The 15347-nt window shown below is 34.2% G+C and carries 18 protein-coding genes; 13 read left to right on the forward strand and 5 right to left on the reverse strand.

What is annotated here, in order from left to right; genetic code table 11:
* Positions 1-32: 32 nt before the first annotated feature.
* From cyoE to tsaB, 11 genes are all read left to right on the forward strand, one after another.
* On the forward strand, positions 33-926 hold the full coding sequence (gene cyoE, locus ACY2RT_RS09590; RefSeq protein WP_490155692.1) for a heme o synthase: 894 nt from the start codon (positions 33-35) through the stop codon (positions 924-926).
* Positions 926-1507: a cytochrome c oxidase subunit 3 gene (locus ACY2RT_RS09595; RefSeq protein ID WP_490155693.1), complete on the forward strand. Its 582-nt coding sequence runs from the start codon at positions 926-928 to the stop codon at positions 1505-1507. The genes cyoE and ACY2RT_RS09595 overlap by 1 nt, the downstream gene beginning before the upstream one ends.
* A 45-nt stretch (positions 1508-1552) precedes the next feature.
* Positions 1553-2533: a cytochrome c oxidase subunit 3 gene (locus ACY2RT_RS09600; RefSeq protein ID WP_490155694.1), complete on the forward strand. Its 981-nt coding sequence runs from the start codon at positions 1553-1555 to the stop codon at positions 2531-2533.
* 23 nt (positions 2534-2556) lie between these two features.
* Positions 2557-2940: a cytochrome C oxidase subunit IV family protein gene (locus tag ACY2RT_RS09605; RefSeq protein ID WP_490155695.1), complete on the forward strand. Its 384-nt coding sequence runs from the start codon at positions 2557-2559 to the stop codon at positions 2938-2940.
* 133 nt (positions 2941-3073) lie between these two features.
* Positions 3074-3718 (forward strand): hypothetical protein, encoded by a 645-nt coding sequence (locus ACY2RT_RS09610; RefSeq protein ID WP_490155696.1) that lies wholly within the window; start codon positions 3074-3076, stop codon positions 3716-3718.
* Between the two features lie 5 nt (positions 3719-3723).
* Complete coding sequence (locus ACY2RT_RS09615) at positions 3724-4350, forward strand: SCO family protein (RefSeq protein ID WP_490155697.1); 627 nt, start codon at positions 3724-3726, stop codon at positions 4348-4350.
* 1 nt (position 4351) lies between these two features.
* A complete protein-coding gene (locus tag ACY2RT_RS09620; RefSeq protein ID WP_490155698.1) occupies positions 4352-4882 on the forward strand; it encodes a DUF420 domain-containing protein in 531 nt (176 codons plus the stop codon).
* Between the two features lie 5 nt (positions 4883-4887).
* Positions 4888-5115: a hypothetical protein gene (locus tag ACY2RT_RS09625; RefSeq protein WP_490155699.1), complete on the forward strand. Its 228-nt coding sequence runs from the start codon at positions 4888-4890 to the stop codon at positions 5113-5115.
* 95 nt (positions 5116-5210) lie between these two features.
* Positions 5211-6656, forward strand: a complete 1446-nt coding sequence (locus ACY2RT_RS09630; RefSeq protein WP_490155700.1) for a TolC family protein — start codon at positions 5211-5213, stop codon at positions 6654-6656.
* Positions 6657-6658: 2 nt separating this feature from the next.
* Positions 6659-7948, forward strand: a complete 1290-nt coding sequence (locus ACY2RT_RS09635; RefSeq protein ID WP_490155701.1) for an efflux RND transporter periplasmic adaptor subunit — start codon at positions 6659-6661, stop codon at positions 7946-7948.
* Complete coding sequence (tsaB, locus tag ACY2RT_RS09640) at positions 7948-8604, forward strand: tRNA (adenosine(37)-N6)-threonylcarbamoyltransferase complex dimerization subunit type 1 TsaB (protein WP_490155702.1); 657 nt, start codon at positions 7948-7950, stop codon at positions 8602-8604. Before ACY2RT_RS09635 ends, tsaB begins: the two co-directional genes overlap by 1 nt.
* On the opposite strand, the gene ACY2RT_RS09645 is transcribed toward tsaB, so the two are convergent.
* The 5 genes from ACY2RT_RS09645 to ACY2RT_RS09665 form a co-directional block, all read right to left on the reverse strand.
* Positions 8594-9310, reverse strand: a complete 717-nt coding sequence (locus ACY2RT_RS09645) for a hypothetical protein (RefSeq protein ID WP_490155703.1) — start codon at positions 9308-9310, stop codon at positions 8594-8596. The two genes, tsaB and ACY2RT_RS09645, sit on opposite strands and share 11 nt — an antisense overlap.
* Before the next feature lie 81 nt (positions 9311-9391).
* On the reverse strand, positions 9392-10090 hold the full coding sequence (locus tag ACY2RT_RS09650) for a hypothetical protein (RefSeq protein ID WP_490155704.1): 699 nt from the start codon (positions 10088-10090) through the stop codon (positions 9392-9394).
* 110 nt (positions 10091-10200) lie between these two features.
* Positions 10201-12312, reverse strand: coding sequence for a thioredoxin domain-containing protein (locus ACY2RT_RS09655; RefSeq protein WP_490155705.1), 2112 nt, complete (start codon positions 12310-12312; stop codon positions 10201-10203).
* Between the two features lie 73 nt (positions 12313-12385).
* Positions 12386-12586, reverse strand: coding sequence for a dodecin family protein (locus ACY2RT_RS09660; RefSeq protein ID WP_490155706.1), 201 nt, complete (start codon positions 12584-12586; stop codon positions 12386-12388).
* A gap of 85 nt (positions 12587-12671) precedes the next feature.
* Positions 12672-13586, reverse strand: coding sequence for a NifU family protein (locus ACY2RT_RS09665; protein WP_490155707.1), 915 nt, complete (start codon positions 13584-13586; stop codon positions 12672-12674).
* A gap of 296 nt (positions 13587-13882) precedes the next feature.
* Between ACY2RT_RS09665 and ACY2RT_RS09670 the strand changes: the two genes are divergently transcribed.
* Together ACY2RT_RS09670 and ACY2RT_RS09675 are read left to right on the forward strand one after the other, a co-directional pair.
* Positions 13883-14317, forward strand: a complete 435-nt coding sequence (locus ACY2RT_RS09670; protein ID WP_490155708.1) for a T9SS type B sorting domain-containing protein — start codon at positions 13883-13885, stop codon at positions 14315-14317.
* Positions 14314-15312, forward strand: a complete 999-nt coding sequence (locus ACY2RT_RS09675) for a PorP/SprF family type IX secretion system membrane protein (RefSeq protein ID WP_490155709.1) — start codon at positions 14314-14316, stop codon at positions 15310-15312. The genes ACY2RT_RS09670 and ACY2RT_RS09675 overlap by 4 nt, the downstream gene beginning before the upstream one ends.
* The last annotated feature ends 35 nt before the right edge of the window (positions 15313-15347 follow it).

Genomic DNA, 15347 nt, shown 5'->3' on the forward strand with positions numbered 1-15347 from the left:
TACCATTAGGTGTTTTGATTAAAAAAAAGAGCTTGTCTATCACTCAATCACAATCTGTTCCACAATCCATCATCAGGAATTTTACTGAGATTACAAAAGTTCGCTTATCCGTAAGTGTTGTTTTTTCATCGGCTGCGGGATATTTATTGGGAGCGGAGACTATTGATTTTTATACCTTATTGTTATTATGCGTTGGGGGTTATTGTATGGTGGGAGCATCTAATGTTTACAATCAAATAATTGAACGTGATCTGGATGCGTTAATGAACCGTACAAAAAACAGACCAATACCGGCAGGGAGGATGCGTGTCCCAAGCGCTTTTATACTTGCCAGTATCTTAACTATAGCTGGAATAGCTGTCTTGTATACCATCAATCCAAAAACAGCTATGTTTGGTGCAATCTCAATATTTATGTATGTGAGTTTGTACACCCCTCTAAAGACTAAGACACCCCTTTCAGTATTCGTAGGAGCCTTTCCGGGTGCTATTCCCTTTATGCTGGGATGGGTAGCAGCCACAAATGATTTTGGTATTGAACCGGGAACCTTATTTATGATCCAGTTTTTTTGGCAATTCCCACACTTTTGGGCAATTGGGTGGTTTTTGTTTGAAGATTATAAAAAGGGAGGATTTTATATGCTGCCTAATGGGAAAAGAGACAAAGGTACTGCCATTCAAATAGTCTTGTATACTATTTGGACTGTTTTGGCTTCATTGATACCCGCTGTAGGTGTAACAGGAAAATTATATATTACACCGGTTTCGGCAATAATCATTGGGTTATTGGGCCTAGGTTTTATTTATTATGCAATGCGCCTTTATAGATTAAAAACCGAAAAAGTTGCAAAACAACTCATGTTGGTAAGTGTGAGTTATATAACACTATTACAGGTAATATATGTGTTGGATAAATTTTTAAGATAATGGAGTATACAGAAAGAACCGAGGAAATAAAAATACGGCGCGCTAAAAAGATGATGCTTTGGTTTGGCATTGTAAGCCTTTCTATGAGTTTTGCCGGATTAACAAGCGCATATGTGGTGAGTAAAGAACGACCGGATTGGTTGACCGATTTTGAAATTCCACAGGCATTTTATATTAGTCTGGCCGCTATTTTAATTAGTAGCATCACTATACACTTTGCAAAAAAGATGGTGCAGAAAGAACAAAATAGAAATGGAATGTTGTTACTATTGGCAACATTTATATTGGGAATCGTATTTGTATCGCTTCAATTCTTGGGTTTTTCTCAAATTATTGAAAACGGTTATTATTTCACAGGAAGTGAAAGTACAATTACTACCTCATTCATTTATTTGGTAGTTATTATGCACTTGGCGCATATAGCTGTTGGACTTATTTCAATTTTAGTAGTAATTTATAATCATTATAAACTAAAGTATGTAAATGGCAAAACCCTTGGAATTGAACTGGCTGCGACTTTTTGGCACTTCATTGATTTTCTGTGGATTTATCTGTTTTTATTTTTCTATTTCGTGAGATAAAAATAATACCTATTTTTGTGCTTTATTAAAAACCAAATTCTTTTTATGGAAGCTACTGTTGTTAAAACAGGTACCGAAGGAAAAACCTGGGAAGGTGGAAACCGACCGCTAAATGCCAGTTACGGGAAAATGATGATGTGGTTTTTCATTGTTTCAGATGCCTTAACCTTTTCAGGATTTCTTGCCTCTTACGGCTTTTCAAGATTTAAGTTTATTGATTCCTGGCCAATTGCAGATGAAGTGTTTACACACTTTCCATTCTTGCATGGAGTAGATGCACCCATGTATTATGTAGCATTTATGACCTTCATTCTTATCTTTTCATCTGTAACGATGGTACTTGCTGTAGATGCCGGACATAAAATGCAAAAGAACAAAGTGATAATATATTTGTTCTTTACCATTATTGGAGGAGCTATTTTTGTAGGTTCACAGGCATGGGAATGGGCTACTTTTATCAAGGGTGATTATGGAGCGATTGAGACAAAAGGGGGTAAAATCATTCAGTTTCTCAATACTGAAGGAGAACGGGTTGCAATAGCAGATTTTGCAATAGAACTTCCATCTGCCAGAGAATCTCATGTAGAAGGTAATGGGGTTTGGTATGCAGCAGATGAAACTCAAACATCTTTCACTTTTGAAGAAGTAAAAGCCGGGTTTTTAGCAGATGATAATTTACTGGTAAGAACACAATATCTTGATGAAAATGGAGAGCCAACAGTATTGTCAAGAGGAGAATCTATAGCGAAAGTGGTTAATGATGGTAAAATAGTTGTTGAAGGAGCCAATTTGAAACATAATGAGTACGGGACACCATTATTTGCAGACTTCTTTTTCTTTATTACCGGATTTCATGGATTTCACGTATTCTCTGGTGTAATATTTAACATCATCATATTTTTTAATGTAATCATTGGAACTTATGAAAGAAGAGGGCATTATGAAATGGTTGAAAAAGTAGGGCTATATTGGCACTTTGTAGATTTAGTTTGGGTATTTGTATTTACATTCTTTTATCTTGTTTAAGTAGTAGTATTAAAATTTAAGAAATGGCAGACAATCATAAATTAGAAATATTTAGAGGACTTATAAAATTTAAGTCTAATGAAGCAAAGATCTGGGGTGTTTTCATCTTCCTTTCCATTGTTACCATAATTGAAGTTGCATTAGGTATTTTAAAGCCGGAATTTCTAATAGACAATCGTTTTCTGGCAATGAAATACCTCAACTGGATTTTTATTATTCTTACTTTGGTAAAAGCATATTATATTACATGGGACTTCATGCACATGCGTGATGAGAAAAAATCGCTACGCCGTTCAGTGGTTTGGACAGCTATCTTCTTAATTTGCTATTTAGTACTAATAGTATTAATAGAAGGAGACTATATTTTTGATGTATACAAGAATAATTATGTAAAATTTGACTTTTAAGTAATAAAAAGATTTTGAAAGAACCCTGTAAATCAGGGTTTTTTTGTGCCCTGAAGTATCAAAAATTAACTATCAAAGGTTGCTCAACGCCGTTTTAGGGCGTATTTTTGCAAAACAAAAGAAAGCTTAGAAAATGAAAAAATATCTAGTTCTTGGTGTTTTGTTCTTACTTCCCATTACCGCTTATATTTTCTTTGCCTCCGGGGTGAATAATTTTGCAAAACTTCCGGTACTTACATATTCTGTTACCGAACTCACAAATTTTACAACCTTAGAAGGAAGTTCAATAGAACTAAAAGATAAAATTACTGTACTGGGGTTCTTCGGAAATGAAGTAGTATCTAAACAAGCTAATTCCTTTAACCTTGTACAAAAGGTTTATAAAAAGAATCACGAATTTGAAGATTTTCAATTTGTAATATTACTTCAGGATGGTACTCAGGATGAGGCGAAAGTTTTAAAGGAAAAGCTTAGTGAAATGACAGACACAAAAAATTGGAAGTTTGCATTTGGCTCTTCAGAGAATATCGAGATCGTTTTTAATTCGTTACAAAGTAATTTGGTTTTAGCGACCGATTATAGCACACCATATGTTTTTATTGTTGATAAAGACCGGAATCTTCGCGGTAGAGATGATGATGAAGATATAGGTTTGTTATACGGTTTTGACGCTCGTGATGTTGCCGAGATCAATAATAAAATGAGTGATGATATTAAGGTGATTCTTGCAGAGTATCGTTTGGCATTAAAAAAATACAATGCAGATAGAGAAATCTAATTTAAATGAAGAAAAAAAAATATTCATACGTAGGTATATCGTTAATAATACTTGTATTTGGCATTTGGGCGGTAGATAAGATTGCAAACCATTTATCTGATCCTGGTTTAGAGACAATAGGTAAAGTCCCTGATTTTAATTTTATCGATCAAAATGAGAAGGTTATCACTAATGAAAACTACAAAGGAAAAGTTTATGTCGTGGAATTCTTTTTTACCACTTGCCCTTCTATTTGCCCGATTATGAACCAGAACATGGTCAAGGTTCAAAATGAGTTTTATGGAAATCCAAACGTAGGAGTTGCATCTTTTAGCATTGATCCTGATTACGATACGCCTAAGGTACTAAAAGAATACGCTGCCAGTTATGGAATCACAAATCCACATTGGCATTTACTAACCGGAGCCAAAGAAAAGATTCATCATCTTGCAAATACCGGCTTTAATTTATATGTAGGAGAAGCTCCCGAAGTAGAAGGAGGATTTGAGCATTCAGGATTTTTTGCACTTATTGACCAAGAGGGATATATCCGCTCCCGTATAGATGATAATGGAAACCCAATTATTTATTATGACGGTTTAGAAAGTGAAGGAATACAAATGTTAATTGAGGATATTAAAAAATTATTATAAAATGGAGCAAGACGTTTCAGGAACATCAAAGAAGTATACTGTTTGGATATGGATATTGTCAATTGTTATCCCTGTGGCTGTGGCTGTGTTATTTACTATTCGCATTCCGGGGGTAGAAAGACTTGGGTTTTTACCTCCTATTTATGCAACGATCAATGGTATTACTGCAATTTTATTGGTGCTGGCAGTCTTTCAAATTAAAAAAGGAAATCGTATTGCCCATGAACGTCTAATGAAGACCAGTATGGTCCTTTCCATTTTGTTTTTATTGATGTATGTGATGTATCATATGACTTCAGATTCAACTCCTTTTGGAGGTGAAGGTGCAATTAAATACATCTATTATTTTATTCTCATAAGTCATATCTTATTGTCAGTGGTTGTTATTCCGTTTGTATTGATTACTTATGTGAGAGCTATTTCCGGAAACTTTCGCAGTCATAAAAAGATCGCGAGAATAACATTTCCTTTATGGTTATATGTTGCCATTACTGGTGTGATCGTCTATTTAATGATTTCTCCGTATTACTAATTATTATGAAACTCAAATTAATTTTTTTCGCACTTATCTTACTTTTTACGATACTTCCTGCAGAAGCACAATGCGCTATGTGCCGTGCTGTTCTGGAAAACGAAGAAGGAGGTCAGGCAGCGAAAGGAATTAACAATGGGATCATGTATTTAATGATCTTTCCTTATCTGCTTATTGGAGGAATAGGCTATGTTATTTACAGAAGCAGGCAAAAAGCAAAAGCCGAAGAATAGAAGAACAGCATCTCTTTATAGTGTAGAAAAGATTATTTTTAACAACTTTGTAACACTTTGGGTATTCAAAAGACAAATTAGCAATTAGTAATCGTATGAAGAATTTAGTAGCCTTATTTTTTTTCCTTTTTATAGGATTTTCAATGACCGCCCAAAATAAAAAATGGACTCTTCAGGAATGTGTTGTATATGCTTTGGAAAATAATATATCGATAAAGCAATCGCAACTGGATTTGGAAACTGCAGAAATTGCCAAAAGTGATGCGTTAGGAAATTATTTACCCTCTCTGAATGCTTCGGCATCCAATTCCTGGAATACAGGTTTAACGCAAAATGTTACTACAGGTGTTCTACAAACACAAACTTCCAGAAACTCATCCTATAGTATTACAGCTGGGATAAACATTTTTAACGGTTTACGAAATTTAAGAGAATCCCAACGTGCAAAAATATCGTTATTGGCATCTCAGTACAATCTTGATAAAATGGAAGATGATATTGCCCTTTTTGTGGCAAATGGCTTTTTACAGATTCTATTTAATAAGGCGAATCTTGAAGTACTCAAGGCCCAAAATATAGTTACATTGGAGCAAATTGACCGCACCAATGAGTTGGTAGATGCAGGTGTTCTTCCAAGAGGAGATTTATTGGAAATTACTGCTACAGATGCTAGCGAAAGACAACAAATCGCAATTGCTGAAAACAATGTACAGATCTCATTGATAAGTTTAGCACAGTTATTAGCGATACAGGATTACGAAAATTTTGATATTGCAGAAGAAGAATATTCAATTATTGGAGATGAATTTCTTTTGAAAAACGTTTCTGAGATCATTGAATCTGCTAAAGAAAGTCGTTCCGAGGTTAAAATAGCACAACAGAATGTTGCTATAGCCGAAAAGGACCTTCAGATTGCCAGATCAAGTTATTTACCCTCACTAAGTGCATTTTTCAATTACAATACGCGAGAGTCCGGATCAAATAGATTTGAGGAAATTTTGGATCCCGATAACCCGCTTAAAATTACAGAAGTTGGAGTAGTCGAAGAAACAGGACAGGCTGTGATCAATACTTCTCCAAATTTTGTCTTACAAGAGCTGCCTCCTTTGCCATTTTTTGATCAGTTATATTTAAATGACGGTATTTCTTATGGGTTACAGCTTAGTGTCCCTATTTTTAATGGATTTGCTACCCGAAACAGTGTAAAGCGAAGTGCCGTTAATGTAAAACGAACCGAGTATCAGCTAGCACAAACAAAACTGGATCTGGAATCCAATGTATATCAGGCGTATGTTGATGCCAAAGGAGCTTTAAAATCATATGAAGCTGCTGAAAAAGCATTAGAATCACAAGAACTGGCATACCAATATGCAAAAGACCGTTATGATGTAGGTTTGACGAATGCTTTTGATTTCAGCCAATCAAAACTTCGTTATGACAATGCACAAATTGAAGTGAACCGTGCTAAATACGATTATATTTTTAAATTAAAGGTATTAGAACTGTATTTTGGAATACCTGCAACTGAGCTAAAATTTTAGTTATGAAGAAAAAGACACTTATCATTATTGTTTCCATAATAGTAGTACTTATTATTTTAATGCTTGTTGGCAAAAAAGCCGGATGGTTTGGCAAAAGTGGTACTTACAAAGAAGTTGAAATTACCAAAATAGAGCCTATAGATATCATAGAAACAGTTGCTGCTACCGGAAAAATACAACCTGAAGTTGAAGTGAAATTATCTTCGGAAGTGTCTGGTGAGATCATTGAACTTCCTATTAAGGAAGGACAACAGGTGAAACAGGGAGACTTGTTAGTGCGCATCAATCCGGATCTTATACAATCGGCTTTAAGTCAATCTCAGGCAGGCTTACAGAATATTAGAGCGCAATTATCACAGGCAGAAGCCAGTCTTCGAAATGCCGAACTAAATTACAATCGCAATAAAGCTTTATTTGAAAAAGGAGTGATCTCAAAATCGGATTGGGATCGTACAACAGCAGATTACGAAGTTGCAAAAGCCAATAGAGAATCTGCCTATTACAATGTGCAAAGTGCGGCTGCAAATGTAAAGCAATCCCGGGATAATTTGTCAAGAACCACAATCTACGCTCCTATGGATGGAACAATTTCAAAATTGTCTGTAGAATTGGGTGAACGCGTTGTAGGGACTGCTCAAATGGCAGGAACTGAAATTGTAAGAGTGGCAAATCTAAATAATATGGAAGTTGAAGTTGATGTGAACGAGAATGACATTGTAAAAGTTGCTTTAGGAGATTCAACAATAGTTGAAGTGGATGCCTATTTAAAACGTGAATTTAGAGGAATGGTTACAGAAATAGCTAACTCTGCAGAAAGTGCTTTGTCTGTAGATCAGGTAACTAATTTCAAAGTAAAGGTTAGAATTTTACCGGAATCTTATAAAGATCTAACAGATGGTAAACCGGATTATTATTCTCCTTTCCGCCCTGGAATGACAGCAACTGTAGATGTGATCACTAATAAAAAAGAGAAAGTTATAGGAGTACCTATAAGTGCTATTGTTATTAAAACAGATACTACCGGAGCTAAAAAAGCTTCGGTAAAAGAAACTGCAAGTACTTCGACTGAAAAATTTGAATGTGTTTTTGTAAAAAATGGAGAAGAAGCAAAATTGAGGGTTATTACAACGGGGATCCAGGATGATTCTAACATTGAAATAACCTCCGGATTGTCAGAAGAGGATGTCGTAATTACCGGTCCTTATAATACCGTAACAAAGACATTGAAAAGTGGAGATAAAATTGATGTAAGCTCTTCAGAAGAGGAAGGAAGCGATAGTAAAGAAGACTAATGGCAACAATACTATGTATTGAAACAGCAACAACAAATTGCTCTGTAGCGCTTTCGGCAAACGGAAGCGTTATTGCTTTGCAAGAGGATAATGACAGCAATTATTCTCATGCCGAAAAATTACACCCTTTTATTAAAAAAGTATTGGAAGAAGCTAATATTAAAAAAGGATCATTAGATGCTATTGCTGTAAGTAAAGGACCGGGATCTTATACCGGATTACGTATTGGTGTTTCAGCGGCAAAGGGGCTTTGCTTTGCTTTGGATATCCCATTAATATCAATAGCAACCTTAAGGTCATTAGCCCTTCAGGTACAGTCTAAAACAGATTTTGTAGTCCCAATGCTGGATGCAAGGAGGATGGAAGTTTATTCTACGGTATTTTCAAGAGAGAAAGAGATTAGAGAAACAAAAGCTGAAGTTCTTTCTCAGACCTCTTTTTCAGAGTATCTTGAAAAAGGAAAAGTTACTTTTATAGGCAGTGGAGTTGAAAAATTTAAAACTATTTGCCTTCATACAAATGCAATTTTTTTGGAAGGGAAATCTCCTTCAGCATATCAAATGGCATCTATTGCCGAACTAAAGTATAAAAAAAGCGACATCGAAGATGTCGCCTATTTTGAACCTTATTACCTAAAGAATTTTATTATAAACTAGCATCTTTAAAAGAATCAAAGTATTTAAACACTTTGATAAAATCACTTTCTTTAGTGATATCCAAATTAGCGTGTTTTATAAATTTGGATATTTCTGCCTTTTTACTTCCAAAGGTTTTAAGTCTTTTATTTTTTGAAGACGGTACAGAATGGAAATTACCTTCCTGATTCACTAAATAATAAAGAGGCTTATCTTTATAGCTGGCAAGAATGTCCTTTTCAAAGGAATTTCTGGCCTTTTTGGCAGGATAGAATTTCTTGTAAAGCTTTTTGTACAGATTAAAACTATTTCCTACCACCAATACTTGAAAATATCCGTTTTCTTCAGGAGTAGTTTCACTGGCATGATATACAAAAAGGTCATTCATTATTTTTACATAAATATCCGGTGATTTAGTGAGTACTTTAATTTCAGTATCCGGATCCTCCAGATTTTGTTTTACTTCCATTTCATCTTCAATAGCATTAAAACGGAAAAAATAATCGGAAACAATAGCTTTGTTATTTTCATAAATAGTTCCCATAAGAAAAACTTCATTATTATAAGGTGTGCCATTATAATCATCGGGCAAGAAGTTTGATGCAGAGCTGGTACGCTCGGCATACTCAACAAATATACGTGTAGATTCATTTACAGCTAAATCATATTGAGCATATAAAGAGCCAACCAGACCGAACAATACAAATGTTAAAAGTGCTTTTTTCATAATTTAAATTTTAGTTATAATAATTTATGGCTGTCTTTATATTAACAAAATTATCAAAAGTAGCGAGTTTTAACAAATAGTTTATAGTAAGGTATTATAATACTTTACCAATTTTATAAGGTCTTTTTCTTCTTTTAAGTTTACATTATTCTTTTTCAGGAAGCTCTTTACTTCTTTCCCTTTATTTTTCATCACTTTCAATATTTTTGATTTACTGTTGGGCAATTCCACAAATTTTCCGCTTTTTTCAACCAAAAAATAAGTGTCTGTTTGTGTGAATTTTGCAGGTTTTTCCCGATCATAGCTAGTTTTTGCAAAAGTGCGGGGAGTATACACTACAGTTGATTTTTTGTAAAGATCCAGGTGTTTTCCCGAAGTTACAATTTTAAAATAACTGCCTTTTTCGTCAGACCCTTCAAAAGGAATCAATACATAGACATCATTAAAAATCTTCACAAATACATTAGAATCTTTAATCAGGGCATTATATTCTGTATCATTGATCGAATTTTTAATTTCAATTTCATCAGAGTACATATTGTATCTAAGAAAAATTCCACTTTGTACTAGTTTATCACCTTGATAAATATTTCCTTGCATGAAGTCTTTAATTGCATATGGAGATCCAATGATTTGTTTATACTCTGCATCAGTTAGGTCTAAAAATGCCTTGTTCAGTTCAAGATCAATTTGTCGAACACCCAACATAGGAGTGTTGTTTTGTGAGAATAGAGGTAAACTTACCAAGGTTGTTAGGATTATTAAAATTATCTTTTTCATAGTGTTAAAAATTTATTATAGTATTAGTCATTAATATACAAAAAAATTAATGAGTAGTTTTAAATTGAACGCTTTTAAATAGTATAGTAAAAAGAATTCATGTATCTGACTCAATAATTTTTAATTGATTCAATTGCATTTTTCACTTCCTTTATAGGAAGCTTACATGTATTATTTACACATACGTAGATAAAAGTTTCACCTTCAATATAACGGCCTTCTAACAGATAACTTTTACTATCCTGAATACTTCCGGCAATAAGCTTATTTGGAATATAGTATGTGTTTATTTCATTTATTTTTTCTGAAGCATTTTTCCCTACAACTACCACTTCAAAATATTTTGATTGATAATTTGCAAGTAAATCCAGCCAGTTTGAAAACCCCGAAGGGTATTGCTCCATTTCAGGCTGTACGTTTTTAAGCATTTGTTGACTTGTTTCTGAAAACCTTGGGCTGTCAAAGTAATGTGAAAGCTTAAAAAGATTTTTTGCCATAATACTGTTAGAAGCAGGAATGACATTATCCCGGTATTCATAATTTCGGGTGACCAGTTTTGCATCTTCCTGAGAAGTAAAATAAAACATGTGTTTTTCTTCATCAAAAAAATGAATAAATGTATAATCTGCCATCTTTTTTGCTTTGTCAAGCCATTGTTCATCCATGGTCACCTCATACAGTGAAATATACCCTTCAATTACTGCACTATAATCTTCAAGATACCCATTAATAGTACTTTTTCCATCTTTATAATTGTGAAATAAGGCCCCGTTTTCCTGTAATTGTTTTGATGCTATGAACTGTGCATTTTTCAGGGCAGCATCTAAAAATTCCTTTTGCTGAAAAGCCTTATAGGCATCTACATATCCCTTGAGCATTAATCCATTCCAGGAGGTTAATGTTTTGTCATCTAAGCGAGGTTTTGGTCGCTTATTTCGATACTTAAGTAGCAGCTCTTTCCAGTTTTCTTTTTTCTGCTGAAATATTTCTGGGCTCAAATTGAATTCATCCATAATTTCAGAATCACTTTTATCTCTAATCAAAACATAGTGATCCTTTTCCCACTTTCCGTAGCTATTTATATTGTAGTATTCTTTAAAAAGCTTGAAATCGTCTTTCAGCAGTTCTTCTAATTCTTCTTTGGTGTAAATATAATAGGTGCCTTCTTCAAGTTCACCCGCATCAGTTTTACTATCGGCATCCAACGAAGAATAGAAAGCACCTTCGGAGCTTGTCATCTCACGGGCAATAAAAGTTAAGGTCTCAAGAACGACCTCCTTGTATAAGGGCTCTTTAGTAGCCAGGTAGGCATCACTATACAAACTTACCAATTGGGCATTGTCATATAGCATTTTTTCGAAATGGGGGATATGCCATTTTTCATCAACACTATATCGTGAAAATCCACCACCAATTTGATCATACACACCTCCATAAGCAATTTGATTAAGCGTAAGCTTAACAAATTCAAGTAATTCAGTGTTGTTGTTTTGTACCGCATAACGTAATAAAAAATGATAGTTATTGGGCATCATAAATTTTGGAGCCCGTTTATAGCCACCGTAGCGATGATCAAAACCTTTCTGCCAGTTTTTAATAATATCTGTTGTTGGATAGATCGAAAAATCTATGTCTTCAGTATTAAAAGTGATCAGGTCCATACTTTTAATACCCTCTTCCAGACGACTGGCATATTCTTCCAGTTTTTCAGGTTCTTCAGTATAGATTTCCTGTATTCTTTCAATTGCATTGATCCATTCCTCTTTTTTAAAATAGGTTCCTCCCCAAACGGGCCTTCCATCGGGAAGTGTTATTACATTCAAGGGCCAACCTGCACTACCGGTCATTAGCTGTACGGCATTGATATATATTTGATCAACATCCGGGCGTTCTTCCCGATCTACTTTCACCGAAATAAAGTTTGTATTCATTACGGCTGCTACAGTAGAGTCTTCAAAGCTTTCACGCTCCATCACATGGCACCAGTGACAAGCTGCATAGCCAATACTAATGATCATGAGCTTATTTTCATCTTTGGCCTTTTGTAGTGTTTCATCATTCCAGGCATTCCAATTTACCGGATTATGGGCGTGTTGGAGTAAATAGGGGCTGGTTTCGTTAATTAATGGGTTAGTATATTTGTGATTTTCCAAAATTTCTTTTTTTGAAGTATTACATGAGAAGAGTAGTATAACTGAAGTGAGATATAAAAAATAGCGCATAGTTTAAAAAATAGTAAAACAAAAATATGCTTTTGAAACATCAAAAGCGTATGTATTGCTAAATCTTCGGAAATTAATTTACTTCAAAAGTGATTTTAACATTTACCCTGAACTCTGTCACATCACTGCCATTTACGGTAGCGCTCTGTTCATTTACATATACAGAGCGAATGTTTTTTATACTTTTGGCAGCATGTTTAACAGCATTTCTTGTAGCATCTTCCCAGCTTTCATTAGAATTTGCAAGTACTTCTATAACTTTTAATACAGCCATAATTTTATATTATAAGTTTAATGCTTCAAGTTACAATTTTTAAAATCAAAAATTTTCACAAAGGCAGTTAAAAGCTGTGGGTTGGTTAACCATTAATAGCCTCTACAGTAGTAACTCGTCCTTTAAGCATCTCCTGAAGCATCGTTTCGATACCATTCTTAAGTGTAAGTGTAGAGGATGGGCAACCGCTACAGGCACCTTGCAAGATCACTCTAACAGTTTTGGTTTCTTCATTAAAAGAGTCAAAAGCAATATGTCCACCATCGCTGGCAACAGCAGGTTTTACATATTCATCAAGGATGGCCATAATTTCTTTATCAATATCTGAAAACTCTTCATTATGTTTAGTTTCAGCTTCGAAAGCCGAAGTGGAAGAAGGTTCTTTTTTTTGAAGCATCTCATCATTTAGAACAGTGCCTCCATTTTCAATATAATTTCTAATGAATTCACGTATTTCCATTGATATTTCTTGCCATTCTGCAACATTAAATTTCATTACCGAAACATAATTAGCACTAATAAAAACCTCTTTAACAAAAGGGAACGTAAATAACCCCTTAGCTAAAGGAGCATGTATAGCTTCATCAATATTTTTAAACTCAAATGTACCTGTAACTAAGGGTTTATTGGCAACAAACTTCATCACCGCAGGGTTTGGAGTACTTTCGGCATATACGGTTACAGGAATTTTTTTAGTAGTTTCTTCTTGAGTAATTACTGGCTTTCCGGAATTTAAATAATCTGTAATCGCCATTGCTACTTCATTTTCAACAGTATTCCAGTCTACTATATTATATTTTTCAATAGCAATAAAATTTTGTGAGATATAGACAGTTTTCACAAAAGGAAGATGAAAAAGCTGCTGTGCAATTGGGCTGGCTTTGGCTTCATCAATATTATTGAACTCATAGCTGTTTGCTTGAGTTAGAAATGAATTAGCTACAAATTTTACAATATTATCATTTGTAGTGGATTGAGTTGTAATACTAAACACGGACATATATATCTATTTAGGACATTGCAAAGATAAGTATTACTCGTTGATGATAAAAAGAAAGGATTCATTAAAACAGTTTTTAATTTGCTGTCAAAAAGTTATAGGTTTTCACCTTTTTATAGCACTAAGAGTAAACAAAGTGTATATTCATTATAATTACAATAGCAATAATAATGGCATATTCCCGTTGTTAGTGGATTACCTATTTAGATTAAATTCAGCCATATGAGGCTTTTTTTGTAAAAAAATAAAGAGAAAATCAATGTATTCAATATATTTGATGTTTTAACACCTACTTTATGATGAAAATTTTACCTTCCCCCGTAATACAATTTTCAGTATATGGACCCTCCCAAACTATTGTAGTTAGTGACTTTAGCACATCCCAAACAATTTTTACAGGGAGAAAAGGTGATTATTTTAACCGCAGCAATACAAGCTTTTCTTCTGAAGAAGTTATTATAAATAACCAAAAAGGTGATTGTCAATATAAAGACCTATATGGCATCATTGACCCTGCCGATAGTGCCCCTACGTCAAAAATTTATATATTTGACAGATTTGGAAAATTTTTGAAGCAATTTAACCCATTAGAATATAGTTGGGATGGAAGCTACATTAATAATCCATTATCATTGAGTGATGATCAGTCCCTGATGAAATACGCAGTGAATCATACCCAAAAAGAATTTGAAAATCACTCTACCCTAAAAAAACAGACTAAAATACTATGAAGATTAAAAAAGCCTACTTAACACTACTAATATTAGCGGCTCCATTTGCATATTCACAAGACGGTATTCCTATTTATTCAGATTATTTTGCAGATAATTATTATCTGTTACATCCGTCCATGGCAGGAGCAGCATCCAATAATCAAGTTAGATTAACTGCTCGCCAACAATGGTTCGATCAAAATGAAGCTCCTAATATGCAAACACTTAGTTTTAATGCAAGATTAGGAGATCAATCCGGAGTTGGGGCTATCATTTTCAACGATAAGAACGGATATCATTCACAAGGAGGCGGTTATTTAACATATGCGCATCATATCATGTTTTCGCGAAGTGATGCAGATTTAAATCAATTATCGTTTGGACTAAGTGCTGGGTTAATTCAATCTAAATTAGATGAAACACAATTTGACCCTAACGATTTCGATCCTATTATAGCCGGAATTATACAGAGTAGTTCTTATTTTAATGTTGATGCGGGATTATCTTACAATTTCTTGAATTTCTCAGGGCATTTCACTGTAAAGAATATCATTTTTCAGAATAGAAGTATTTATTCGGAAAAATTTGAACCCAACAATCAAAGGCGTTATTTAGTTTCTGCAGCATATGCTATTGGACAATATGGCTCTACTTGGGCTTATGAGCCTTCATTCTTATTTCAATGGCATGAAAGAACAGGAGAGCAATCGGTTGACATTAACTTTAAAGCTTATCGAGAAATGGATTTTGGAAAATTGTGGGGCGGACTTTCTTATAGACGAAGTTTTGATGGAGCAGAATTTTTAGATGGAGCTCAAATTGAAAACCAAAAATTACAACATATTACTCCTGTAGTTGGAGCAAATTATAAGAACTTCTTATTTGCATATACCTACTCGCATCAAACAGGAAGTATAAAATTTAGTGGAGGGTTTCACCAAATTACTTTAGGGTATGATTTTCTGGGAGGAAGGCCAGAGCCTTATGACTGTAATTGCCCTGCCATTAATTAGAATAAACAAAAAAGCCCCGTTAGGGACTTTTTTGT

It is taken from the genome of Ulvibacter sp. 2210JD10-4, from assembly GCF_058148525.1.